The organism is Amycolatopsis sp. cmx-11-12 (assembly GCF_046269425.1).
In the GTDB taxonomy this organism is placed as follows: domain Bacteria; phylum Actinomycetota; class Actinomycetes; order Mycobacteriales; family Pseudonocardiaceae; genus Amycolatopsis.
Genome location: NZ_JADNQM010000088.1, coordinates 1 through 1668 on the forward strand (window position 1 = coordinate 1; position 1668 = coordinate 1668).

Below are 1668 nucleotides of genomic sequence, written 5' to 3' on the forward strand. Positions count from 1 at the left end.
AACCAACGTCTCCACTCAGGACTCGGTTACAAGACCCCCAGCGAGGTCTACACCGAGTACCTAAACCGGCAGCAAGCAGCGTAGGTCAAGCCACCAAGCAGCTGTCCGGGAAGATCGAGGCCCCTCATGGGCCGACGGTGGAGTCCGAGGCGAGTACTTCTCCTCTACCTTGTAGATGATTCGCAGCAACCGATTCGCCTCCTTCTGAGGCAGTTCAACGGCACCGGCGCCACCAACACCAACCCCGCTCGGATTCCTGACCGCGCGGGCGCTCTGCCGGGTTGATCTGATCTGCTGCGGGACAGGCTTCCGTACGCGCTGGCGTTCGGACAAGTAGGACAAGTCATCGAGTTGGCGTGAGGTTCGGTATTCAGCGGGTGGGAGAAAGCGCACCGGTGGCAGATGGAATTTGGCACCTGGTCCTGTCCAAGCTCGGGGCCGTGGGCCTGGCTACTTTGGCCGGGTGAGGTTGACCTCGCCATGGTGGCCGCCGTACTGGCCACCACGGTTTCCACAGCACAATTTGGACGCGGCTGAACCAGAATGGTGCGGGTTCCAGCTACTGGCGCCGGTCCCAAGTCAGACGAACGCGAGTGTGAGATCGAGGTAGTCGGGGTCGCTGAGCATTTCGATGGCTTTAGCGAGGACATGCTTCGTGGCGAACTTTGCCTCTGTTTTGACGGGGATTATGTCGTCGGCGGCGTCCACCAAGTTCGTTGATCAGTTCGATAAGCCAGGGCAAGTAGTGCTTGTGGTTCCCGTGGTTCCTCGTCTGACCCGCATCCCGGCTGGTTCACGCATCCTGCGGCGCCATGCCTGAGGCTTGGCGTTCATATGCAACGGGCCGGGCTTTGTGAACCACGATTCGTGGCGATGGATGGGTGTCATACCGCCGAGCCGGTGCAGGCCGGTTACACTCATCAGTGATAGCTGATGCGGTGGAATTGCCGTATGACCCTGTGAAAGGTTTCTTCATGGCCCAGACTGTAGTCGTCCAGGCGGGCAAGCGTATCGGTGGACGTCGCGTCAAGGTCGCTGCCGGGCAGACGACGGTGGTGGGCATTGCTGATGGCGCGAAGAGGCCGGTAGATCGCGAACGCAGTCAACGGGTGCGTGTCTGGGCAAGTGAGAAGGGCTATTCGATCGCTGAGCGCGGCCGGATCCCGAATGAGGTCTATGAGGCCTTCACTGCCGCGGAGCTGGCTGCGTCGTTGGCCGTGCACGACACTCCGGCCAAACCAGCGCGCAAGCGGTCGTCCCGGAAGAAGATTGCCGACAACTGAGGTCGTTGCTCCTGTGGGTCGTCGCGCAGACACGGCCACCCACAGGAGCACAACGACAGTGTCCAGTGCTCTGCCTTCGCCTCACGTGCTTCTGAGCGAGGGTTTATGGCCAGGTATCGTCGCGGTCGGTGGATTGGCTCGAAGGGCCCAACAGTCGGATGACGCGGCTTGAAGGCCGGCCTCGCATGTTGATGGCCGTGTCCCGGGCAGAATCCGGTTGACGTACTCATCCGGCGCCGTTGCGCTGCGGACGGCTTCGGACTAGTACTGCAACGGCACTCAGTTGAGTGGGTAGCCTCGCCGTTTGTAGTGGCTGAGGCGGGCTTGGTGTTGTCGTCGGCGGCGGAATCGTGACCAGGACCAGATGTGGTCGGCGGTGTCGGCG

The 1668-nt window shown here is 61.6% G+C and carries 2 protein-coding genes; one reads left to right on the top strand and one right to left on the bottom strand.

Annotated features, from left to right (window positions below; translation table 11 throughout):
* Positions 1–579: 579 nt before the first annotated feature.
* Positions 580–708: a hypothetical protein gene (locus tag ACLARN_RS44005; RefSeq protein ID WP_409497436.1), complete on the bottom strand. Its 129-nt coding sequence runs from the start codon at positions 706–708 to the stop codon at positions 580–582.
* A 266-nt stretch (positions 709–974) separates the two neighbouring features.
* Between ACLARN_RS44005 and ACLARN_RS44010 the strand changes: the two genes are divergently transcribed.
* Complete coding sequence (locus tag ACLARN_RS44010) at positions 975–1283, top strand: histone-like nucleoid-structuring protein Lsr2 (protein ID WP_409497437.1); 309 nt, start codon at positions 975–977, stop codon at positions 1281–1283.
* Positions 1284–1668 lie beyond the last annotated feature (385 nt).